The organism is Brevibacterium aurantiacum (assembly GCF_003932995.1).
GTDB lineage: Bacteria > Actinomycetota > Actinomycetes > Actinomycetales > Brevibacteriaceae > Brevibacterium > Brevibacterium aurantiacum.
This window is the reverse complement of sequence record NZ_CP025333.1, coordinates 2,256,746-2,278,418: the sequence shown is the minus strand read 5'-3', so window position 1 is coordinate 2,278,418 and position 21,673 is coordinate 2,256,746. Positions and strand designations below refer to the sequence as shown.

Here is a 21,673-nt window from a genome sequence, read left to right as displayed (position 1 = left end):
GGTAGTTTTGTGCACAGGGTGAAAGCGTGCCGCGGCCAGGGTCGGTGAGTCGGCGCAGTAGGGCCGAGGAGGGTCGACGTGCAGGACATCATCGTCACCATTTCCGTCGCTCTGGCTCTGGGGTTGGTCGCGTATGAACTGCGCATTCCGCCGTTGGTCGGTTTCCTCGGTGCCGGTTTCCTGCTGCACTTCCTCGGCTTCTCCGCCTTCGATGGAATCGAACAGGTCTCCGACCTCGGCGTGGTACTGCTCCTCTTCACCATCGGGCTGAAGTTCGACCTGCGTTCCCTTCTGCAGCCCGAGGCCTATGGCACGGCTGTTCTCCACATGATCTCCGGCGTCCTCGTCGGGGCCGGCACGATCGGATTTGCCGCGGTCGTCGGAATCGTTTCGCTCGACGGTGGCCTGGGAACAATCGGTCTGCTCGGATTCGCGTTGTCATTCTCGTCAACAGTGCTCGTCGTCAAGGTGCTCGAAGATCGTTCCGACGACGGTTCCTACTATGGCCAGATCGCCATTGCGGTCCTCGTCATCCAGGACATCGCCGCCGTCGCCTTCATCACCGTGGCGGGGGAGGAGCCGCCGAGTCCCTGGGCCTTCGCTCTCGTTCTCCTGGTTCCTGCGGCGTGGGTGGCACGTCGAATCCTTGACCGTGTCGGCCGCGGTGAGCTGCTGGTGCTCTTCGGCGTGGTCATGGCTCTGGGGCCGGGCTATCTCGCCTTCGAATCTGTCGGCATCCACGGTGACCTAGGGGCGCTGGTGATGGGGCTGCTCTTCGCCAGCCATCGGCGTTCGACCGAGTTGTCGAAGTCGCTGTTCAGCGTCAAGGAGCTCTTCCTCGTCGCCTTCTTCGTCGTCATCGGGCTTCAGGCGGTCCCGACCTGGGCCGACCTGTTCATGGCACTGCTGTTGTGTGTGATCCTCCTGCCCTTCAACTTCGCAAGCTTCTACCTGATGGGTCGACTTTTCGGTCTGCGCAATCGGACCAGCATCCGCACCAGTCTGGCGCTGAGCAACTTCTCCGAATTTGCGCTCATCGTCGTGGCGGTCGGGGCAGGCAACGGACTGTTCGAGGAAAGTTGGCTGACAGTGACTGCTTTGGCCGTTGCGATCGGGATGATCATCTCGTCTTTGGCCAATGCCTACAGCCTGCAGATCGTTGCTCGACTCGATGAGATCCTGCCCGATGAGAATGAGGCCAAGCTGCGTCCCCCGGATCGGGCGATCGACACCGGTGACGCCGAGGTTGTGGTGCTGGGGATGGGCCGCATCGGTCGCGGGGCCTACGAGCGACTGGTCGACACCGGCGGGCTGTCTGTCATCGGGGTGGACAACGACCACCTGGTGGTGGAGGAGCTCAAACGCGAAGAGTTCAACGTGCTCGAAGGTGATGCCACCGACCACGAGTTCTGGCATCGGCTCGTTGTCGGCGGTACGGCTCGAACAGTCATCCTGGCCATGGCCATCCACGACTCGAACACGTTTGCCTTCGAACAGCTGCGCATCGCCGGTTTCGACGGTGCCATCGCCGCAGTCGTGCAGCGCCAGGACCAGGCCGACCGGTTCATCAGAGCAGGTGTGCATACCGTCGTCAACATCTACAGCGGTTCGGGAGCTGAAGTCGCCGATGCGGCAATGCAGCTGCCGAGCAACCGGCGAGCCGACGGTGATGCAGATCATGCCGAAGGCTGAGATTTCAGCCGGTGTTCGGGGCATCTCTGCTTTGCGCCGACCCGCCGACTTCCGCTAAGATAGGTTGCTGTTGTGCCTGCAAGCTAAAGGCGGTCGGTGCGAGCGTATCTCGACGCTCAATCCCTCTTTCCCATCCTGGGAAACAACCGTTTCGACTCGGGCGAGAACCTATGGCCAGTCGTGACACACCATATTGATGAAAGGTAATACAGTGCCAGCACCAGCACGTAACCGCCGGATGACGCGCGTCTCGCGCGCCCTCGGCATGCCGCTGACTCCGAAGGCGGAGAAGTACTTCGAGCGTCGCCCGTATCCTCCAGGCGAGCACGGCCGCGCACGTCGTCGCAATGACAGCGACTACTCGGTCCGTCTCAAGGAGAAGCAGCGTCTTCGCGCCCAGTACGGCATCCGTGAAGCTCAGATGCTCAAGACTTACAAAGAAGCCAGCCGCCTCTCCGGTCTGACCGGTGAGACCATGGTTGAGCTCCTCGAAATGCGTCTCGACGCCCTGGTCCTGCGTTCGGGCTTCGCCCGCACCATCGCCCAGGCACGTCAGTTCGTCGTGCACCGTCACATCACCGTTGACGGACAGCGCGTCGACCGCCCCTCCTTCCGCGTGAAGGAAGGACAGACCATCCAGGTGCACGAGCGCAGCGCATCGATGGATCCGTTCCAGGTCGCTGCAGCCGGTGGACACAAGGATGTTCTCCCTGCAGTTCCGGGTTACCTCAACGTCAACCTCGAGGGACTGCAGACCACTCTGCTTCGTCGCCCGAAGCGCGAAGAGGTTCCTGTGACCGTCGACGTTCAGCTGGTCGTCGAGCACTACTCGCGCTGATCACCCCAGAGGGATCGCACGGCAGCAACTGCCCGGAACATCGAGTTCCGGGCAGTTGTGCATTCACCCCCCAATTCGTTCGGACGGTGAACAACCGCCCGACAATCGCTCAACCACAGGACCGAACCGAAAGCTGATCTCGGGGTGACCAGCGGGTCGGCGGCGCGCAGCGTCGGCACCTCGCATAATGTGGTTGAGTCACTAAACTAGTCACTGATGAGTGCAAGAGTGCACACGCAACATGTGAAAGGCCTTGGATGAAGACGGCAGAGATCAAACAGCGCTGGTTGGACTACTTCGAAGCGAACGGGCACGCGGTCGTCCCCTCAGCGTCGGTGATCAGTTCCGATCCATCGATCCTGTTCAACATCGCAGGAATGGTGCAGTTCATCCCTTACCTCACCGGTCGGGAACCCGCTCCGTTCAATCGGGCCACGAGCGTGCAGAAGTGCGTGCGCACCGGCGACATCGAAGAAGTCGGAAAGACCACCCGCCACGGCACGTTCTTCCAGATGAACGGCAACTTCTCCTTCGGCGATTACTTCAAGCGCGAGGCCATTCGCTTCGCCTGGGGCCTGCTGACGAACTCCGTGGACGACGGTGGACTCGGCTTCGACAAGAACCTCCTGTGGGCAACGGTCCACGAGGACGACCTCGAGACCATCGACCTGTGGCTCGAGGAGACCTCGATTCCCCGTGAGCGCATCCAGCCGCGCGACAACGAGGACAACTTCTGGCACACCGGGCAGCCCGGTCCCGGCGGTTACTGCTCCGAGATCTACTTCGACCGCGGCCCCGACTACGGAGTCGAAGGCGGCCCTGTGGCCGACGAGGATCGCTACATCGAGATCTGGAACCTCGTGTTCATGGAGTTCGAGCTCAGCGAAGTCCGGTCCAAGGTCGACTTCGACATCGCTGGCGAACTCCCTGCCAAGAACATCGACACCGGCATGGGCCTGGAACGCGTCGCCTTCTTGCTCCAGGGCGTCGAGAACATGTATGAGATCGACGAGGTCTTCCCCGTCATCGAAGCCGCCAGCCGGCTCTCCGGCCACCGCTACGGTGCCGATCACGACGCCGATGTGCAGATGCGCGTCGTGGCTGACCACGTGCGTTCCTCCCTCATCATCATCGGCGACGGTGTCCGCCCCGGCAACGAAGGACGCGGCTACATCCTGCGCCGTCTCCTGCGCCGGGCCGTACGTGCAATGCGTCTCCTCGGCGTGACCAGCGAGGTCCTGCCCGAACTGCTCCCGGTGTCGATGGAGTCGATGAAACTCTCCTACCCGGAGCTTGAGACGGACTTCGATCGCATCTCCCGCATCGCTTATGCCGAGGAGAAGGCGTTCCTGCGGACTCTGGAGTCCGGCACTCAGCTGTTCCAGAACGCGGCAGCCTCACTGCCCGCATCGGACAAGACTCTCAGCGGCGACGTTGCGTTCGCTCTGCATGACACCCATGGCTTCCCCATCGACCTGACCTTGGAAATGGCCTCCGAGCAGGGCGTGAATGTCGACGAAGAGGGATTCCGTGCCCTCATGAGCGAACAGCGGACCCGGGCGAAAGCCGACGCGAAGGCGAAGAAGGGCGGCGGACATGCCGACCTCTCGGCCTATTCGGCACTGCTCGAAGACGGTGCCTCCGAATTCGTCGGCTACGACAGGCTCGAAGCCGACTCCCGGGTGCGCGGGATCGTCGTCGATGGTCTCGCCCAGGAAGTCCTCACACCAGGACAGACCGCCGACCTCATCCTCGATCTGACCCCGTTCTACGCCGAGGCAGGCGGGCAGCGTGCCGACATCGGCCTCATCAAGGGTCATGGCTTCACCGCTCGTGTCCTCGACGTGCAGAACCCCATCAAGGGTCTGCCCGCCCACAGGGTCGAAGTCATCGACGGCGAGATCCACGTCGGCGCCGAGGTTCTGGCCGTCGTCGACCACGACCACCGGTTCCAGGGTTCACAGGCACACACCGCCACCCACCTCGTCCACGCAGCACTGCGGGAGATCCTGGGCACGCACGCCGTGCAGGCCGGATCGATGAACCAGCCCGGCTACATGCGCTTCGACTACTCGTTCCCCGAAGCACCCAGCCAGCAGATGCGTGCGGAGATCGAAGACGTCGCCAACCTCGCAGTTCGCTCGAACTATGAGGTCGGCACCGAATTCCTGCCCTTCGAAGACGCCCGGAAGTCCGGTGCGATGGCGCTCTTCGGTGAGAAGTACCCGAACATCGTGCGAGTCGTCGATATCGGCGGTCCCTTCTCCCGTGAACTCTGCGGAGGCACCCACGTCGGTTCCTCCTCGGAAGTCGGGCCCATCTCTGTGCTCTCCGAAGCCTCCGTGGGCTCCGGCGTGCGCCGTATCGAAGCCGCAGTCGGCATGGACGCCTTCCGCTCCCTGGCCGCAGAACGCAGCATCGTGTCCTCCCTCTCCGACATGCTCAAGGTGCCAGGCACCGATGTGAAGGAACGCGTCGGGGACCTGATGAGCAAACTCAAGGACGCGGAGAAGGAGATCGCCCGCCTGAACTCCCAGCAGCTGTTGGCCTCAGCCGGCAAGTTCCTCGACAATGCCGAGACCGTGGGATCAACCCTGTTCGTCGTCGCCGACCTCGGCGACGTCACCAACGCAGGGGACATCCGCACCGTCGTCACCGACCTGCGCGGCAGAGTCAACGAACGGTCCGCTGTGGTTCTGGGAATCGGCACAGGCAACTCGAAGCCGGTCGTCGTGATTGCCACGACCGCCGCCGCACGTGAAGAGGGACACCAGGCTGGGAAGCTCGTCTCCCTGGCCTGCGGTGAACTCGGCGGCGGCGGAGGCGGCAAGCCTGACCTCGCCCAGGGCGGCGGCAGCGATGTCAGTGCGATTCCCTCTGCCATCGCAGCAGTCAAGGCAGCTCTCCAGTGAGTTTCCGCCGGGGCCGTCGATTGGGCCTCGACATCGGTTCGGTGCGCATCGGGGTGGCCGCCAGCGACCCCGATGGCATCCTCGCCACACCACTGACCGTGGTGAGGCGGACCGATGAACCCGCAGCGTTGAAGACGCTGCGGGAGATCATCGACGAATACGAACCGATCGAACTACTCATCGGCGACCCGAAATCCCTCGACGGATCGGCCCGAGCGGCAGCAGCAACAGCCTTGGAGTTCGCGAAGCGGATCAGCGCTGCCACGGCGACGCCGATCCGCCTCGTCGATGAGCGCTTCACCACTGTCGAAGCCCACCACGCCCTCGCAGCCGCAGGGAAGAACTCGCGTCAGCGCCGAGAGATCGTCGACGCCCAGGCCGCAGTCATCATTCTGCAGAACGCCCTCGAATACGAACACAACACCGGACAACCGGCCGGTCGAGCAATGCCCGACGAGGAGAGTGAGCAATGAGCCCGTTCCCAGGCGAGTTTTCGGAAGACGAAGGGCTGTCCAGGTCCGATCTCAAAGCCAAGAAGCACCGCCGGATGATGCGCAGACGCAGGACGACGGCCATCGTCGTCGTCTGTGTTCTCGTCTTCGGCATCGGCGGTTTCTTCGGTGTCAGAGCCGCCGGCGGAGTCTTCGACGACCTGTTCGGTCCCAAAGGCGACTATGAGGGCGCCGGCACCAGCGAGGTCTCTGTGGAGATCCCGCCGGGAGCCTCGGCCCGTTCCGTGGCCAACCAGCTCGTCGAAGCGGGAGTGATCATGAACTCCGAGCCGTTCCTCGATGAGGTCGAACGTCGAGACATCACGATTCAGGCCGGTCCGATCATCTTGCGCGAGAAGATGAGTTCCAAGGCAGCAGTCGAAGCGTTCGTCAATCCCATCAAACCGCCCAAGATCACGATCGCCGAGGGGCGCAAGATCGAGCAGATCAAGTCCACGATGGTTGAATCGGGGATGAAGGCCGAGGCGGTCGACAAAGCCATCGACGATAAGACCCCGAAGGACTACGGCCTCGACGTCGATGCTCCCAGCCTTGAGGGCTATCTGTACCCAGCGACGTACGATCTCGACAAGGAGAAGACCGCCCAGGCTGTTGTGTCCGAAATGGTCGCCAAGACGAAGACCGAGATCGAGAACGCCGGCATCGACCTTGATGACGCGAATCGGATCATGACTCTGGCCAGCCTCGTCGAGATCGAATCGCCTGGTGACGAGGACGTCCGGAAGAAGGTGGCGCGCGTCTTCCTCAACCGCATCTCCGATGATTCGAAGACCGGCAAACTCCTCCAATCCGATGCCACCGTCGCCTACATCCACGGTGCCCGCAGCGACCTGACGACGACGAAGGAAGAACGCCAGTCAGACAGCCCGTACAACACGTACAAGCAGAAGGGGCTGCCTCCAGGGCCGATCAACTCGCCGAGCTCCGGTGCTGTCGATGCCGCACTCAACCCGACAGAAGGCGACTGGCAGTTCTTCGTTGCCACGAACCCGGACACAGGGGAGACCAAGTTCGCCGACACCTTCGACGAGCACCGGAAGAACGTCGAGATCTACCGGAAGTGGCTTAAGGAACATAACGAAGGCAACGGCGACGGATGACGATTTCGGCTGCGGTGCTCGGTCGCCCGATCGCTCATTCCAAGTCACCGCTGCTTCATCGTGCGGCGTTCCAAGCGCTGGGACTTCACGGCAGCGAATACGCCAGCTACGACCTCGGCGCCGATGAGCTCGAGGCGTTTCTGGCGGGTCATGATCATGAAGTCGGATTCTCCCTGACGATGCCGCTGAAAGAGCAGCTCGTCGAGCTCGCACGCGCTCATGGGTGGGATCTCGACGACACTGCCGGGCTGACCGGTGTCGCGAACACCCTTGTCCGTTCAGCGAGTTCGACGGCAGTGGCCAATACCGATGTCCAGGGGATCGTGCGAGCCCTGGCACCAGGGCTGACCACGAGCGACACGGAATATGGTGACAGGGCCACGATCCTCGGTGCGGGAGCGACTGCGGCCTCTGCGCTGCTGGCCTGCCACGAATTGGGCATCACCTCGATCGAGTTCCTCGTGCGGAACCCTGATCGGGCGCGTCGGGTCCTCGAACTCAGTCAACGGCTCGGGATCACGGCGACCACCGCACCGCTGAGGCGGATCGAACCCGCTGCCATCGTCATCTCCACCCTCCCCGCCGAGGCGGTTCCCGAGCTGCAGTGGTCACCCGACTTTCACAGCGGAGTGGCACTTGATGTCGCCTATGCCGCCGAATCCGGCTTCCTTCGAGCGGCCGAGGCACATGGCCTGATCCCGGTCGAAGGCACGGTGATGCTCGTCGAGCAGGCTGTGGCGCAGTCGGAGATGTTCATCGCCGCAGCCGAGTCGCAGAACGCTGAGGCTGAGTTGCGGAACACGGAGACTGCAGACGGCGGAGACCGACGCACGAGGGACTCTGCACGTCGAGCAGCCATCACCGTGGCCATGTATCGAGCCCTCGAGGACGCACCTGGACCGGTAGGCGACTGACGACGGAGACGGGAAGGGCAGGCGAGGGTGGACATCGGAGTTCTCCACGTATGGCCGATCGGGGTCAGCGCCCTCATCAGCGCTGGCTTCGGACTGCTCCTGTCTCGCTCGACTTCATGGTGGACAGCCGATGACGGACACGTCGGCGTGCTCGCGAGATCACATGCCTTCCGCCCGCTGCCCTTGGCAGTCCTGGGCATCGTGCTCGCAACCGTTGCCACCCTGCTCTTCCCCGGGATCGGTCCCGCCTCCGTCGCTGGATCCTCGACGGCTTCCAACCCCGTCGCTGGCTCCTCGGCTGGCCTAGGGGCGTTCGACGCATTTCTGCTGGCGCTGAGCCTGGGCACAGCAGCCGCGGCCACACCATTCCTCGTCGTCGTCGACTTCGTCATCCACCGGCTGCCGGACAGGATCATGTACCCGCTCATCGGCGCCGAACTGTTGGTCCTCGCCCTCGGATCGCTCCTGGGAGAGTCCCAGATGTGGGTTCTGGCCCTGATCGCCGGTGGCGCCGGGGTGCTGTTCTTCGGCATCCTCCACCTGATCGGGCGAGTCATGCATGCACGCACCATGGGCCTCGGCGACGTCAAACTCGCCTTCGTCGTGTTCGGCGTGCCCACGCTGTTCTCGGTATGGGCGCCAGCTCTCGTCCTCATCATCATGATGCTCATCGCCGGCCTCGCGGCACTGCTGTCGGCGGCCGCACGACGCAGTCTGAAGACGACGACGATCGCATTCGGACCCGCAATGCTATCCGGAATGTGGTTCGGGTCGGTGCTTGCGCCAATCCTTTTGTAGAATCGGTTGAATGTTGAGATGGCTGACTGCAGGCGAATCCCACGGCGAAGCGCTGACTGGGATCATTGAAGGGCTTCCCGCCCACGTTCCGATCACCAGGGAAGATATCCGCGCGAGATTGGCTCGACGCCGATTGGGCTACGGCCGTGGAGCACGGATGAAGTTCGAAGCCGACGAGGTTCGCCTCCTCGGCGGAGTCCGACACGGTCAGACACTGGGTTCACCGGTGGCCGTTGAAGTCGGGAACACCGAATGGCCCAAATGGGAATCCGTGATGAGCCCCGACCCGATCGACGAGGACGAGCTCGCCGGTCAGGCCCGCAACGCCCCGCTGACCCGCCCGCGGCCCGGCCACGCCGATATCGTCGGAATGCAGAAATACGGGTTCGACGAGGCACGCCCGATCCTCGAACGCGCCTCCGCCCGAGAGACCGCGATGCGTGTAGCCCTGGGAACTATCGCCGCGAACTTCCTCGGCGAACTGGGCATCACACTCGTCTCCCACACCGTGGCAATCGGCACGGCTGCGGAGTCCACAGAAGCCACGTCCGAGCCAGCTTTGCCGCTCGCCTCGGACGTCGACGCACTCGACGCCGATCCCGTGCGCTGCTTCGACCCGGAACTCTCCGCACGCATGGTGGCCGAGATCGATGCTGCGAAGAAGGCCGGGGACACCCTCGGCGGTGTCGTCGAGGTCCTCGCCTACAACCTTCCGCCCGGACTGGGCTCGCATGTCCACTGGGACCGTCGGCTCGACTCCCGACTCGCTGGAGCCCTAATGGGCATTCAGGCGATCAAGGGCGTCGAGGTCGGCGACGGCTTCCTCACCACCCGGCGCCCCGGGTCCGCGGCCCACGACGAACTCGCTGTGGGTGACGACGGCATCCGACGCGTGAGCAACCGAGCCGGCGGCACCGAAGGCGGAATGTCGACAGGTGGTCCGCTGCGAGTCCGTGCAGGCATGAAGCCCATTGCCACGGTCCCACGCGCCCTGGCCACCGTCGACGTCGTCACCGGTGAACCCGCCAAGGCCAACCACCAGCGCTCCGACGTCTGTGCGGTTCCGGCGTCGGGAGTCGTGGCCGAGGCCATGGTGGCTCTCGTTCTCGCCGAGGCAGTGGTGGAGAAGTTCGGGGGAGACTCCGTGGCCGAGACCAAACGGAACCTGGATGCCTACGTGGCGGCCATTCCGGAGAACCTCCGAATCGGCCAATGACTCAACGCCCGCACCCGAAACCGGTTCCACCATTGGAACCGGTCCCGGCCTCGCAGTCGCGCATCGTCCTGACCGGGCCGCCTGCCGCCGGCAAATCCACGATCGGTCGGCTCTTGGCCGATCGACTCGATCTGCCGCTCATCGACACGGATGCGAATATCGTCGACAAGTACGGTGTCATCGCAGAGATCTTCGTCGAACGCGGTGAGGACCACTTCCGGCGGATCGAACGCGAGGTCGTCCGACGTGCCCTGCGTCGTCTCCTCGACCGTCCGGGAATCGTATCCCTGGGCGGGGGAGCGATCCTCAATTCGGGCACCCGAGCGCAGCTGGGTCATCCGGCGATCAAGGTCGTGCACATCGATATCGACGTTGACACCGTCATGACGCGATTGAACTCGCCGCATCGGCCTCTGCTGCGGGGTGCGGGAACGCCGGTCGAGAACTGGTTGGCACTCGTGAAAGAACGGGAGCCGCTCTACGACCAGGTCGCGACCTTCCGCGTCCACGCGTCGAATTCGCATCCTTCGACCATCGTCAACCGCGTCGTCGATGTCCTCACCGGGCTGCAGCGAGCCGAAGAGTATGCCAAGTACTCGGACCGGGAAGCAGAGAGTTAGGCTTGGGGACGCAAGACGTTCAGAAGTCAGCCACCGCGGTCATCACCGACGCGGAGGCAGCAAAGGGGAAAGTGCACGAATGAGTCTCACACGCATCAACGTCGAAGCCGGCGGGAACTACCCGGTTCTCGTGGGGCAGGGGCTCCTGGGTGAACTTCCCGAGCTTCTGGGGCCACGGGTCGAGAAGGTGCTCGTCATCCATCCTCGGGCTCTGCGGACGACGGGGGAGACGGTCCGTGACGACCTGCGCGCAACCGGCCTCGATGCCATCGTCGCCGAGATCCCCGATGCCGAGGAAGCCAAGCACGTCCAGGTCGCAGCATTCTGCTGGCAGGTGCTCGGCCAGAGTGATTTCACTCGCTCCGATGCCATCATCACGGTCGGCGGGGGAGCTGTCTCCGACCTCGGCGGCTTCGTCGCGGCCACCTGGCTGCGGGGAATCTCCGTCATCCACATCCCCACCACGGTGCTGGGAATGGTCGATGCGGCCATCGGCGGCAAGACGGGCATCAACACCGCCGAAGGCAAGAACCTCGTCGGTTCCTTCCATGCCCCCTCGGGTGTCCTCGTCGACCTCGACACGCTGCAGACGCTGCCGGAGAACGAGCTCTTCACCGGCCTCGCCGAGGTGGTCAAGACCGGCTTCATCGCCGATCCCAAGATCCTCGATCTGGTGAGCAGTCATTCGAAGGCAGAGATCGCCGAGGTGGACGGTCCCGTCCTGCGCGAGCTCATCGAACGCTCCATCGCTGTCAAGGCCGAGGTCGTCGCCGATGACTTCAAGGAATCCGGTCGACGCGAGATCCTCAACTACGGCCATACCTTGGCACACGCCATCGAGCACAAGGAGCGATACCAGTGGCGCCATGGTGCCGCCGTGTCCGTGGGCATGGTCTTCGCCGCCGAGGTGGCGGCGATGGTCAAGAGTCTTCCTCCCGAGACCGTCGACCTCCACCGTGAGCTGCTGACCAAACTGGGTCTGCCCGTGGCCTACCGTGCCGATGTCTGGCCACAGCTGCTGGACACTATGAAGCGCGACAAGAAGGCCCGCGGCTCCATGCTGCGCATGGTGCTGCTGGGTGAGGTCGGGGCACCTTCGACCGTGGAGATCCCAGATGTCTCGATCCTCCATACGGCCTACCAGGAGATCGGGGAGGACTCGCCGCGGGTCATGCTCGGTGCGGACCTGGGCTGAAGTCAGCGCTCGGGGCAACCTGAGAGCGCATCCTGAGCCGAGTTCGCGGGCCCGAGATGGCAGCCCCCGCAGGAGCTTGCTAGAATTGCTGTTTGGCGAAACTGCCAACCAATGCCAAACACACCCAATCACCTCGCGGTGGCCAAGACTGACACGAAGAAGGACGGATTAGTGGCTTCAACCAACGACCTGAAGAACGGCCTTGTGCTCAATATCGACAAGCAGCTGTGGCAGGTGCTGGAGTTCCAGCACGTCAAGCCCGGCAAGGGTCCGGCATTCGTCCGCACCAAGCTCAAGAACGTCATCTCCGGCAAGATCATCGACAAGACCTTCAACGCCGGAACCAAGGTCGAGACAGCCAACGTCGACCGTCGCGACATGCAGTACCTCTACCATGACGGCACCGACTACGTGTTCATGGACGCTGAGGACTACGACCAGGTCAGCGTCTCGCCTGAGCTCGTCGGTGATGCCGCCAACTACATGCTCGAGAACCAGAACCTGCAGATCTCCTTCCACGAGGGCACGGCGCTCTCCGTAGAGCTGCCGCCGTCGGTCGAGCTGCTGATCACCCACACCGAGCCCGGCCTGCAGGGCGACCGCTCCACCGGCGGCTCGAAGCCTGCGACGCTTGAGACCGGATACGACATTCAGGTGCCCCTGTTCCTCGAAGAGGGCACCAAGGTCAAGGTCGACACCCGCAACGGCGACTACCTGGGTCGCGTCAAGTAAGTGTCAGCACGTACGCGGGCCCGCCGTCGGGCCCTGGAACTGATGTTCGAGGCCGGTCAGCGACGCCTCGACACCGAGCAGATCGTGACCATGAGGTCCAACGATCCCGACTATCCGATGAAGGCCTACGCGGTGGAGATCGTCGAAGGAATCACGAGTCATCGTGAGGAGATCGACGAGATCATCGCCACCTATGCGGAGGGCTGGACTCTGGAGCGGATGCCGGCCGTTGATCTGGCGCTGCTCCAGATCGGGACCTGGGAGATCATCTTCAATGACGAGGTGCCCGACAAGGCAGCGATCGACGAAGCGGTGTCCCTGGCCAGGCAGTTCTCAACCGATGACTCACCCGGCTTCATCTCGGGTCTGCTGTCACGCGTCCTGGACGTCAAGCCGACCCTGATCTGAGTCCGCGGGTCCGGAATCCGGACCCGCGAACCGACCTCGCTCAACCGAGGTCTACAATCGAATCGAACCACTCCTTTAACCACCGTCCGGAGAGGCGGAGAAGGGGAAGCATGACACAGCGAACAGTGCTCGATGCCCCAGATATGAAACGGGCAATGACCCGTATCGCCCACGAGATCATCGAGTCCAACAAGGGCAGCGATGACCTCGTCCTCCTAGGGATTCCACGCCGCGGGGTGCCCCTGGCCACCCGGCTGGCCGAACAGATCGCCTCGATCTCGGCACGACCGGAGATGGCAGGCGAACTCGTCGGCAGCCTCGACATCACCATGTACCGTGATGACCTGCGCAGCGGCGCCTACCGCGCCCCGGAGCCCACCACCATTCCCGCCGCCGGCATCGATGCCAAGACCGTCGTCCTCGTCGACGATGTGCTCTTCTCCGGCCGCACCATCAGAGCCGCACTCGATGCGCTCTCGGATCTGGGCCGTCCGTCCAAGGTTCGGCTGGCCGTGCTCGTGGACCGTGGCCACCGGGACCTGCCGATCAGGGCCGATCACGTCGGGAAGAACCTCCCCACCTCCAGCAGCGAACGCGTCAATGTCTCCCTGGCTGAGATCGACGGCGAAGACGGCGTGACCATCTCGGGAGGCCGCGAATGAAGCACCTCCTCGACACCGTGTCGCTGAGCCGCGAGGACTCCATCTCGATTCTCGACATCGCCGAAGAGATGACACAGGTCTCTGACCGTGAGGTCAAGAAGCTGCCTGTTCTGCGTGGACGCACCGTGGTCAACCTCTTCTTCGAAGACTCGACACGGACCCGTCTTTCCTTCGAGGCAGCGGCCAAGCGGCTTTCCGCCGACGTCCTCAACTTCTCCGCCAAGGGCTCTTCGGTATCCAAGGGCGAGAGCCTGCAGGACACCATCCAGACGATCTCGGCCATGGGCGCCGATGCGCTCGTCGTTCGGCATCCCGGATCCGGCACCCCGCATCGCCTGGCCCACACCGGTTGGATCGATGTTCCCGTCGTCAACGCCGGCGACGGCACTCACGAACACCCCACTCAGGCACTGCTCGACGCCTTCACCCTGCGCCGTGCCCTCGGCGGATTCTCCGCCTCGGGTGCTGTCAAGGACGGCCCACGCGGACGCGGTCTCGACGAGGCGAAGGTCGCCATCGTCGGCGACGTCCTCCACTCCCGGGTAGCCCGCTCGAATGTTCACCTGCTGGCCAACCTCGGCGCCGAAGTCCATCTGGTCGCACCCCCGACGCTGCTGCCCTGGGGCGTCGAGACCTGGCCTGTGACCCTGCACTACGACCTCGACGAGGCGCTGCACAGCGAAGACTTCGCAGCCGTGATGATGCTGCGTGTCCAGCACGAGCGCATGCACGAATCGTTCTTCCCCAACGAACGCGAATACGCACGATTGTGGGGACTCTCCGCGGCCCGCCTGGCGGGACTGCCGAAGGAGACCTTCATCATGCACCCGGGGCCGATGAACCGCGGCTTCGAAATCTCAGCGGCAGCCGCCGACTCACCGCGCGCCCTCATCCTCGACCAGGTCGAGAACGGAGTCAGCGTGCGCATGGCGGTCCTGTACCGCCTCTTGACAGGCCAGGAGGAGACCAATGACTGACTATCTGATCCGCGGTGCGAACGTGCTGGGCCAGGGAAGTGCCGATATCGCCATCAAGGACTCGACGATCGTCGATCCGGATCTGCTCGATCCCGACGACACCTCGGTGGAAGTCGTGAGTGCAGAAGGACTGATCGCTCTGCCTGGGCTCGTCGACATGCATACGCATCTTCGCGAACCGGGAAAGGAAGACGCGGAGACGATCCTGAGCGGGTCACGAGCGGCCGCGGCGGGCGGGTTCACCTGCGTCCATGCGATGGCGAACACCGCACCTGTCGCCGACACCGCAGGCGTGGTCGAACAGGTCCACCGCCTCGGGCGTACCGCCGGCTACACCGAAGTCGTGCCCATCGGTGCCGTGACAATCGGACTCGAAGGCAAGAACCTCGCCGAAATCGGAGCCATGGCCCGATCGGCGGCTCGCGTCCGCATCTTCTCCGACGACGGGATCTGCGTCTCCGACCCGCTGCTCATGCGCCGGGCCCTCGAATACGTCAAGACCTTCGACGGAGTCATCGCCCAGCATGCACAGGAACCGCGCCTGACCGAGGGCGCGCAGATGAACGAGGGTGTCGTCTCCGCTGAGCTGGGACTGCCCGGCTGGCCCGCCGTCGCCGAGGAATCGATCATCGCCCGCGATGTGCTCCTGGCCGAGCATGTGGGCTCACGGCTGCACATCTGCCACGTCTCGACCAAAGGCAGCGTCGACATCATCCGCTGGGCGAAGTCGCGCGGAGTCGAGATCACCGCCGAGGTGACCCCGCACCATCTCATGCTCACCGACGAACTCGTCCGCAGCTTCGACCCTGTATACAAGGTCAACCCGCCGCTGCGCACCGAGGCCGATGTCACCGCACTGCGCGAGGCGCTGGCCGACGGCACGATCGACGTCATCGGCACCGACCACGCCCCACACACCGCCGAACACAAATGCAGCGAGTGGACGGCCGCGGCCATGGGCATGGTCGGCATGGAGACGGCACTGTCCATCGTCGTCGAGGCGATGGCGGACTACGACTTCGACTACGGCGACCTCGCCCGGGTCATGTCGGTGACTCCGGCGCGGATCACCGGGGCCACCGGCCATGGCAGCCTCGAAATCGGCTCCAGTGCCAACATCGTGCTCATCGACCCGAACTCGACGCACACGATCGTGCCCGATGACCACGCGACGAAGGGCCGCAACAACCCCTTCGCCGGTCTTGAGGTCTCCACCTCGATCACCGACACATTCTTCTACGGCCACCGGGTTCTCTCCGGCGGACGACTCAGCACACCCCATCCGGCAGGAGCATCATGGACAGACCAGTAAGCGTCATCATCATCGCGGTCGTCTTCCTGCTGCTGGTCCTCGCCATCACCTGGGGGTGGAGCCGACGAAAGAAGAGCCAGACCGACGTCCCGCAGCCAGCGAAGCCGCATATGGGAATCAAGCCCGTCGCAGAACCTGTCGAAGGCTCCTATGTGTCGACGACCCTGGCCGGGCACCCACTCGAACGCGTCGCCGTCCATGGTCTCGGCATCCGCACCACGGGAGAGATCGTCGTCACCGACGGGGGAGTCATCATGGACCTCGCCGGACGTGAGGACTTCCTTATCCCCAGGCGCGACATCGTCTCCGTCGACACCACCGCCGGCATGATCGGCAAATTCGTCGAACGCGGCGGCATCGTCCGCATCACCTGGCGGCTGGGGGAGACCCTCGTCGACACAGGCTTCCGCGCCCGTTACGCCGCCAGCACCACCCCCACCGTCGACCGCATCCGCGAAATGATCGAAGAGGCACAATGACACTGTCCACCACACCTGCCGTCCTCGTCCTCGAAGACGGACGCACCTTCCGAGGCTCTGCCTACGGCGCCATCGGAGAGACCCTGGGCGAAGCGGTCTTCGTCACCGCCATGTCGGGCTATCAGGAGACACTGACCGACCCGTCCTATCACCGTCAGATCGTGATCCAGACCGCGCCGCACATCGGCAACACGGGAATCACCGATGATGACGACGAATCGGCCAAGATCTGGGTCGCCGGCTATGTCGTCCGCGACGCCTCCCGCGTGTCCTCGAACTGGCGCTCCATCGGAGACCTGTCCACGCGCCTCGAAGAATCCGGCATCGTGGGCATCAGCGACGTCGACACCCGTGCCCTGACCCTGCATCTGCGCGAAGCCGGTGCCATGCGCATGGGCATCTTCTCCGGTCCCGCCGCCGATGCCGATGACAAAGAGCTGCTGGCCAAGGTCCAGGCCTCACCGCATATGGCCGGCGCGAAACTGGCCGAAGAGGTCTCGATCACCGAGCCCCAGCTCATCCCCGCTGTGGGAGAGCGGAAGTTCAGTGTCGCGGCCCTGGACCTGGGCATCAAATCGATGACGCCGGAACGCCTGAGCGAACGCGGCATCGACGTCCACCTCCTGCCCGCCACGACGAGCTTCGACGAGATCAAGGCGCTGGGCGTCGACGGAGTCTTCTTCTCCAACGGCCCCGGGGATCCGGCGACCGCCGATGACCAGGTCGGACTCCTGCGCGAGGTCCTGGCTGCGAAGATCCCGTTCTTCGGCATCTGCTTCGGCAACCAGCTGCTGGGCCGAGCACTGGGCTTCGGCACGTACAAACTGCCCTTCGGTCACCGCGGCATCAACGTCCCGGTCATGGACCGCACCACCGACAAGGTGGAGATCACCTCGCAGAACCACGGATTCGCCGTCGACGCGCCCCTGGAGGGCGAGACGCAGGCACCACACGACGCGGACTTCGGTCGAGTCACCGTCTCCCACGTGTGCCTCAATGACGACGTGGTCGAAGGCCTCCAGTGCCTCGACATTCCGGCGTTCTCCGTCCAGTTCCACCCGGAGGCCGCCGCCGGGCCTCACGATTCGAGCTACCTGTTCGATCGCTTCATCGACCTCATGTCCACTTCCCAGGTCGCACAGGCCTAAGGAGCACTCATGCCACTCAGACAAGATCTCAAATCCGTCCTGGTCATCGGTTCCGGACCGATCGTCATCGGTCAGGCCTGTGAATTCGACTACTCGGGCACCCAGGCCTGCCGTGTGCTGCGCGAAGAGGGCCTGCGCGTCATCCTCATCAACTCGAACCCGGCGACGATCATGACCGATCCCGATGTCGCCGACGCCACCTATGTCGAGCCCATCGATCCCGACATCATCGAATCGATTATCGAGAAGGAACGCCCCGACGCGATCCTGCCGACCCTGGGCGGTCAGACGGCGCTCAACGCCGCGATCGAACTCCACGACGCAGGAACCCTCGAGAAGTACGGGGTCGAACTCATCGGCGCCGACGTCGAAGCCATCCAGCGCGGCGAGGACCGTCAGAAGTTCAAGACCATCGTCGAAGAGTGCGGCGCAGAATCGGCCAAGTCCGTCATCTGCCACACCATCGACGAGGCACTTGCTGGTGCCGAAGAGCTCAACTATCCCGTCGTCGTGCGGCCGTCGTTCACCATGGGCGGGCTCGGCTCGGGCATGGCCTATGACGAAGCCGACCTGCGCCGCATCGCCGGAGCTGGACTGGGCGATTCGATGAACCACGAGGTGCTCCTCGAGGAATCGATCCTCGGCTGGAAGGAATACGAACTCGAACTCATGCGCGACCACAAGGACAACGTGGTCGTCATCTGCTCGATCGAGAACGTCGACCCTGTGGGCGTGCACACCGGTGACTCGATCACGGTGGCACCCTCGCTGACGCTGACCGACCGCGAATACCAGAAGATGCGCGACATCGGCATCGACGTCATCCGCGCCGTCGGCGTCGCCACCGGCGGCTGCAACATCCAGTACGCCGTGGATCCGAAGACCGGCCGCATCGTCGTCATCGAAATGAACCCGAGAGTCTCGCGCTCCTCGGCCCTGGCTTCGAAGGCCACCGGATTCCCGATCGCGAAGATGGCCGCGAAGCTGGCCGTCGGCTATTCGCTCGACGAGATCCCCAACGACATCACGAAGGTCACCCCTGCCAGCTTCGAACCGACGCTGGACTATGTCGTGGTCAAGATCCCACGGTTCACCTTCGAGAAGTTCCCCGCAGCCGACCCGACGCTGACGACGACCATGAAGTCCGTGGGCGAGGTCATGGCCCTGGGCCGTAACTTCACCACCGCCTTGCAGAAGGCCATGCGCTCGATGGAGCAGCGAAAGGCCTCATTCTCCTGGACCGACCTGCCCGACATCAGCGACGAGGACGTCAGAGAGTCCGTCCTCGAAGCCATCTCGCATGCCACCGCGGATCGCATCCACTCCGTGCAGCGGGGTCTGGCTGCGGGACTGACCAATGCGGAGGTCTTCGAGGCCTGCGAGATCGATCCCTGGTTCCTCGACCAGATCGAACTCATCAATGAGGTCGCCGAGTTCATCTCCGCAGCAGACGAACTCGATCCCCAGGTGCTCAAGGTCGCGAAGAACCACGGTTTCTCCGATGAGCAGATCGCCGAACTGCGCAGCATGGAGACCGGTGTCGTCACCGGTGTCCGCCACGCCCTGCGGATCCGCCCCGTGTTCAAGACCGTTGACACCTGTGCCGGTGAGTTCGCCGCACACACCCCGTACCACTACTCGAGCTACGACGAGGAGACCGAGGTCGCCCCGCGTGAGAAGCCGGCCGTGCTCATCCTCGGTTCGGGTCCGAACCGGATCGGTCAGGGCATCGAGTTCGACTACTCATGCGTGCACGCGACGATGGCCATCTCCGAGGCAGGCTTCGAGACCATCATGGTCAACTGCAACCCCGAGACCGTGTCGACGGACTATGACACGGCCGATCGTCTCTACTTCGAACCTCTGACCTTTGAGGATGTCATGGAGGTCTACCACGCCGAGGTGGCCGCCGGTCCCGTGCTCGGTGTCGTCTGCACCCTGGGTGGGCAGACCCCGCTGGGCTTGGCCGATAAGCTCAAGGCCGCAGGCGTGCCGGTCCTCGGCACCCAGCCTGAGGCCATCGACCTGGCCGAAGACCGCGGCGAGTTCGGGGCCGTGCTCGACCGTGCCGGGCTCACCGCACCGAAGCACGGCACCGCCGTGACCTACTCCGAGGCCGAGAAGATCGCCGAGGAGATCGGCTACCCGGTCCTCGTGCGTCCGTCCTATGTTCTCGGTGGCCGCGGAATGCAGATCGTCTACGATCGCACGCAGCTGGTGGACTACATGGCCACGGCCACGGAGATCTCCGTGGACCGTCCGGTCCTCGTCGACAGGTTCCTCGAAGATGCCATCGAAATCGACGTCGATGCCCTCTATGACGGCACCGACATCTTCATCGGCGGCATCATGGAGCACATCGAGGAGGCCGGTATCCACTCCGGTGACTCGGCGTGCGTGCTGCCCTCGCTGACCTTGGGCGAGGATGTGCTCGAACGCGTGCGCACCGCCACCGCGGCGATCGCCGAAGGCACCAATGTGCGCGGACTGCTCAATATCCAGTTCGCCATCACCGCCGACGTGCTCCACGTCATCGAGGCCAACCCCCGCGCCTCGCGAACCGTGCCCTTCGTCTCGAAGGCCACGTCCACTCAGCTGGCCAAGGCAGCAGCGCTCATCGCGGTCGGCCGCACCATCGCAGATCTGCGCGGGGACATGCTCCCCGAGACCGGCGACGGTTCGCGGCTGCCTCTGGACCACCCGATCGCGGTCAAGGAAGCGGTCCTGCCGTTCCGACGGTTCAGGACCGTCGAGGGCAAGGTCGTCGACTCGATCCTCGGACCGGAGATGCGCTCTACGGGTGAGGTCATGGGCATCGACCACGACTTCCCGACGGCCTTCGCCAAGGGTCTCCTGGGCGCATCGGTGAAGCTGCCGACCTCCGGTACGGTGTTCGTCTCGGTCGCTGACCGGGACAAGCGCGCCATGGTCCTGCCCGTGAAGGAACTCGTCGACATGGGCTTCGACGTCGTCGCGACCACCGGCACGGCCGCGGTCCTGTCCCGCTACGGCATCAAGACCACTCAGGTGCACAAGCACTTCGAGGCCGATGCCGAGGATCGCACCATCCTCGACTACCTGGCAGCGGGGACGATCGATATGGTCATCAACGTTCCGTCCGGCCGTCAGGAACGCGCAGACGGCTACGAGATCCGTGCTTCTGCCACAGCGAACTCCGTGCCGCTGATCACCACTTTGGCCGAATTCGCCGCGGCAGTCACCTCGCTCGAGGTCGTCCGCGACAAGACGTTCAAGGTTCGCAGTCTGCAGGATTGGAGCGCGTGATGTTCGGCGCCCGCCTCCAGGCGGCCATGGACGAGCACGGACCACTGTGCGTGGGCATCGACCCCCACGATCATCTTCTCGAGGCCTGGGGACTGCCGCGCACGGCGGAAGGTGTGCGCGAATTCTCTCTGCGCACGGTGTCTGAACTGTCCGGGACTGTGGCCGCCGTGAAACCGCAGTCGGCCTTCTACGAACAATACGGTTCGGCCGGGGTCGCTGCGCTCGAAGAGACTCTGGCTGCCTGCCGGGAACACGAGCTCATCAGCGTCCTCGACATCAAACGCGGGGACATCGGGTCGACCATGGGAGCGTACGCACGCGCCTACCTGGAGCCCACCTCGGCGCTGGCAGCGGATTCGATCACGGTCTCCCCGTATCTCGGATTCGGGGCACTGGACCCGGCGTTCGACCTCGCCGAGGCGCATGATCGGGGTGTATTCGTCCTGGCTCTGACCTCGAATCCCGAAGGTGCGGAAGTTCAGCACGCACGACGTGGTGAGGCCGCAGGCGGCTTCGGTGACTCGGTCGCCGGGTCGATCGTGTCCCAGGTCGCCGCGCGCAACGAGGCAGACTCCACCGAGGGCTTGGGCCGGTTCGGCCTGGTGGTCGGTGCCACGATCGGATCCGCGGCCCGTGACCTCGGCTTCGACCCGGCCGCATGCGGCGGTCCGATTCTGGCACCCGGGGTCGGTGCTCAGGGAGCAGGGATCGCCGAGCTGATCGATGTCTTCGGATCCGAGGCCATCGCGGCCAACCAGATCCTAGCCACAACATCGCGGGCCGTGCTCAGCGCAGGACCCGAGGGCGTGCGGGCAGCGGCGAAGTCGCTCAACGAGTCCCTGACACAGGTGATCTGAGACTCGCAGGACATGT

The 21,673-nt window shown here is 64.0% G+C and carries 19 protein-coding genes; all 19 read left to right on the top strand.

Features of this window, described 5'->3' with window-relative positions; all coding sequences use genetic code 11:
- Positions 1–78: 78 nt before the first annotated feature.
- The 19 genes from CXR25_RS10610 (at position 79) to pyrF (ending at position 21,657) form a co-directional block, all read left to right on the top strand.
- Positions 79–1,692 carry a cation:proton antiporter family protein gene (locus CXR25_RS10610; protein ID WP_241211272.1) on the top strand — a complete coding sequence of 538 codons (1,614 nt, stop codon included), beginning with the start codon at positions 79–81 and terminating at the stop codon, positions 1,690–1,692.
- A 238-nt stretch (positions 1,693–1,930) separates the two neighbouring features.
- Positions 1,931–2,530, top strand: a complete 600-nt coding sequence (rpsD, locus tag CXR25_RS10605; RefSeq protein WP_009881438.1) for a 30S ribosomal protein S4 — start codon at positions 1,931–1,933, stop codon at positions 2,528–2,530.
- A gap of 257 nt (positions 2,531–2,787) precedes the next feature.
- The gene (gene alaS, locus CXR25_RS10600) at positions 2,788–5,442 is read left to right on the top strand and encodes an alanine--tRNA ligase (protein ID WP_009881437.1); all 2,655 of its coding nucleotides are present in this window, start codon (positions 2,788–2,790) and stop codon (positions 5,440–5,442) included.
- The gene (ruvX, locus tag CXR25_RS10595; RefSeq protein WP_029416490.1) at positions 5,439–5,915 is read left to right on the top strand and encodes a Holliday junction resolvase RuvX; all 477 of its coding nucleotides are present in this window, start codon (positions 5,439–5,441) and stop codon (positions 5,913–5,915) included. The genes alaS and ruvX overlap by 4 nt, the downstream gene beginning before the upstream one ends.
- Entirely contained in the window at positions 5,912–7,054 is a 1,143-nt protein-coding gene (mltG, locus tag CXR25_RS10590; protein WP_069600251.1) for an endolytic transglycosylase MltG, read from the top strand. Before ruvX ends, mltG begins: the two co-directional genes overlap by 4 nt.
- Complete coding sequence (locus tag CXR25_RS10585; protein WP_009881434.1) at positions 7,051–7,968, top strand: shikimate dehydrogenase family protein; 918 nt, start codon at positions 7,051–7,053, stop codon at positions 7,966–7,968. The genes mltG and CXR25_RS10585 overlap by 4 nt, the downstream gene beginning before the upstream one ends.
- A gap of 27 nt (positions 7,969–7,995) precedes the next feature.
- Positions 7,996–8,766 carry an A24 family peptidase gene (locus CXR25_RS10580; RefSeq protein ID WP_009881433.1) on the top strand — a complete coding sequence of 257 codons (771 nt, stop codon included), beginning with the start codon at positions 7,996–7,998 and terminating at the stop codon, positions 8,764–8,766.
- Between the two features lie 10 nt (positions 8,767–8,776).
- A complete protein-coding gene (gene aroC / locus CXR25_RS10575) occupies positions 8,777–9,982 on the top strand; it encodes a chorismate synthase (RefSeq protein ID WP_029416487.1) in 1,206 nt (401 codons plus the stop codon).
- The gene (locus CXR25_RS10570) at positions 9,979–10,602 is read left to right on the top strand and encodes a shikimate kinase (protein ID WP_009881431.1); all 624 of its coding nucleotides are present in this window, start codon (positions 9,979–9,981) and stop codon (positions 10,600–10,602) included. The genes aroC and CXR25_RS10570 overlap by 4 nt, the downstream gene beginning before the upstream one ends.
- Positions 10,603–10,681: 79 nt before the next feature.
- The gene (gene aroB, locus CXR25_RS10565) at positions 10,682–11,797 is read left to right on the top strand and encodes a 3-dehydroquinate synthase (RefSeq protein ID WP_009881430.1); all 1,116 of its coding nucleotides are present in this window, start codon (positions 10,682–10,684) and stop codon (positions 11,795–11,797) included.
- Positions 11,798–11,968: 171 nt separating this feature from the next.
- Positions 11,969–12,529: an elongation factor P gene (efp, locus tag CXR25_RS10560; protein WP_009881429.1), complete on the top strand. Its 561-nt coding sequence runs from the start codon at positions 11,969–11,971 to the stop codon at positions 12,527–12,529.
- On the top strand, positions 12,530–12,937 hold the full coding sequence (gene nusB / locus CXR25_RS10555) for a transcription antitermination factor NusB (RefSeq protein WP_029416485.1): 408 nt from the start codon (positions 12,530–12,532) through the stop codon (positions 12,935–12,937).
- A gap of 110 nt (positions 12,938–13,047) precedes the next feature.
- Positions 13,048–13,599, top strand: coding sequence for a bifunctional pyr operon transcriptional regulator/uracil phosphoribosyltransferase PyrR (gene pyrR / locus CXR25_RS10550; RefSeq protein WP_009881427.1), 552 nt, complete (start codon positions 13,048–13,050; stop codon positions 13,597–13,599).
- On the top strand, positions 13,596–14,576 hold the full coding sequence (locus tag CXR25_RS10545) for an aspartate carbamoyltransferase catalytic subunit (RefSeq protein ID WP_009881426.1): 981 nt from the start codon (positions 13,596–13,598) through the stop codon (positions 14,574–14,576). Before pyrR ends, CXR25_RS10545 begins: the two co-directional genes overlap by 4 nt.
- Positions 14,569–15,888, top strand: a complete 1,320-nt coding sequence (locus CXR25_RS10540) for a dihydroorotase (protein WP_009881425.1) — start codon at positions 14,569–14,571, stop codon at positions 15,886–15,888. The genes CXR25_RS10545 and CXR25_RS10540 overlap by 8 nt, the downstream gene beginning before the upstream one ends.
- Entirely contained in the window at positions 15,873–16,367 is a 495-nt protein-coding gene (locus CXR25_RS10535) for a PH-like domain-containing protein (RefSeq protein WP_009881424.1), read from the top strand. The genes CXR25_RS10540 and CXR25_RS10535 overlap by 16 nt, the downstream gene beginning before the upstream one ends.
- On the top strand, positions 16,364–17,515 hold the full coding sequence (gene carA, locus CXR25_RS10530; protein WP_009881423.1) for a glutamine-hydrolyzing carbamoyl-phosphate synthase small subunit: 1,152 nt from the start codon (positions 16,364–16,366) through the stop codon (positions 17,513–17,515). Before CXR25_RS10535 ends, carA begins: the two co-directional genes overlap by 4 nt.
- A 9-nt stretch (positions 17,516–17,524) precedes the next feature.
- Positions 17,525–20,800, top strand: coding sequence for a carbamoyl-phosphate synthase large subunit (gene carB / locus CXR25_RS10525; RefSeq protein ID WP_009881422.1), 3,276 nt, complete (start codon positions 17,525–17,527; stop codon positions 20,798–20,800).
- On the top strand, positions 20,800–21,657 hold the full coding sequence (gene pyrF / locus CXR25_RS10520) for an orotidine-5'-phosphate decarboxylase (protein ID WP_096177760.1): 858 nt from the start codon (positions 20,800–20,802) through the stop codon (positions 21,655–21,657). The genes carB and pyrF overlap by 1 nt, the downstream gene beginning before the upstream one ends.
- The last annotated feature ends 16 nt before the right edge of the window (positions 21,658–21,673 follow it).

Bases quoted from the DNA above. Each gene is read 5' to 3' on its own strand.
- rpsD (WP_009881438.1), top strand. From the start codon at position 1,931: ATGACGCGCGTCTCGCGCGCCCTCGGCATGCCGCTGACTCCGAAGGCG.
- alaS (WP_009881437.1), top strand. From the start codon at position 2,788: ATGAAGACGGCAGAGATCAAACAGCGCTGGTTGGACTACTTCGAAGCG.
- mltG (WP_069600251.1), top strand. From the start codon at position 5,912: ATGAGCCCGTTCCCAGGCGAGTTTTCGGAAGACGAAGGGCTGTCCAGG.
- CXR25_RS10585 (WP_009881434.1), top strand. From the start codon at position 7,051: ATGACGATTTCGGCTGCGGTGCTCGGTCGCCCGATCGCTCATTCCAAG.
- aroC (WP_029416487.1), top strand. From the start codon at position 8,777: ATGTTGAGATGGCTGACTGCAGGCGAATCCCACGGCGAAGCGCTGACT.
- CXR25_RS10570 (WP_009881431.1), top strand. From the start codon at position 9,979: ATGACTCAACGCCCGCACCCGAAACCGGTTCCACCATTGGAACCGGTC.
- aroB (WP_009881430.1), top strand. From the start codon at position 10,682: ATGAGTCTCACACGCATCAACGTCGAAGCCGGCGGGAACTACCCGGTT.
- pyrR (WP_009881427.1), top strand. From the start codon at position 13,048: ATGACACAGCGAACAGTGCTCGATGCCCCAGATATGAAACGGGCAATG.
- CXR25_RS10545 (WP_009881426.1), top strand. From the start codon at position 13,596: ATGAAGCACCTCCTCGACACCGTGTCGCTGAGCCGCGAGGACTCCATC.
- CXR25_RS10540 (WP_009881425.1), top strand. From the start codon at position 14,569: ATGACTGACTATCTGATCCGCGGTGCGAACGTGCTGGGCCAGGGAAGT.
- CXR25_RS10535 (WP_009881424.1), top strand. From the start codon at position 15,873: ATGGACAGACCAGTAAGCGTCATCATCATCGCGGTCGTCTTCCTGCTG.
- carA (WP_009881423.1), top strand. From the start codon at position 16,364: ATGACACTGTCCACCACACCTGCCGTCCTCGTCCTCGAAGACGGACGC.
- carB (WP_009881422.1), top strand. From the start codon at position 17,525: ATGCCACTCAGACAAGATCTCAAATCCGTCCTGGTCATCGGTTCCGGA.
- pyrF (WP_096177760.1), top strand. From the start codon at position 20,800: ATGTTCGGCGCCCGCCTCCAGGCGGCCATGGACGAGCACGGACCACTG.